The sequence below is a fragment of the Nocardia cyriacigeorgica genome, assembly GCF_010868145.1.
Classification (GTDB): domain Bacteria; phylum Actinomycetota; class Actinomycetes; order Mycobacteriales; family Mycobacteriaceae; genus Nocardia; species Nocardia cyriacigeorgica_D.
This window is the reverse complement of record NZ_JAAGUY010000058.1, coordinates 1-437: the sequence shown is the minus strand read 5'-3', so window position 1 is coordinate 437 and position 437 is coordinate 1. Positions and strand designations below refer to the sequence as shown.

Sequence of the window (437 nt, the reverse complement as noted above, 5' to 3'; positions counted from 1 at the left end):
GGTCGAGGGAGTCGGGGTCGGTGCCGGCGGTGGGTGCGGGCTGCTCGGGGAGGTCCAGCGAGCTCGGGGGCTGGGCCGGTTGGTCGGCACCTGGTTGGTCGGTGGGGGTGTCCTGCGTCGGCAGGTCGAGGGAATTGGGGCTCGGGGATGGCTGGGGTGCTGATGGGTCTTGGGTCGGCAGATCGAGGGAGCTCGGTTGGCCGTCCGTGGATTGGGGGTCCGGCTGGGCTGTGGGGGAGTCGCCCGTGTTGTCGCCGCTGTCGGGGACGGTCGGCGCGGTGGGTTGAGGCTGGTCGGTGGATGGGTTGCCGCCATCGGTGGTGTTGCCGGTGGCGCTGTCGCGCGGGGTGTTGTTCGGGTCGCCGGTAGAGGCTGGGTGGGTGGGGTTGTCGTTTCCGCCGGTGTCGGCTGGGTCGCCGGTGGAGGCGGGTTGGGGA

The 437-nt window shown here is 72.1% G+C and carries 1 pseudogene; it reads right to left on the bottom strand.

From position 1 onward, the window contains the following. Positions 1-437 (bottom strand): annotated as a pseudogene (locus GV792_RS28745) (hypothetical protein); the annotation flags it as partial.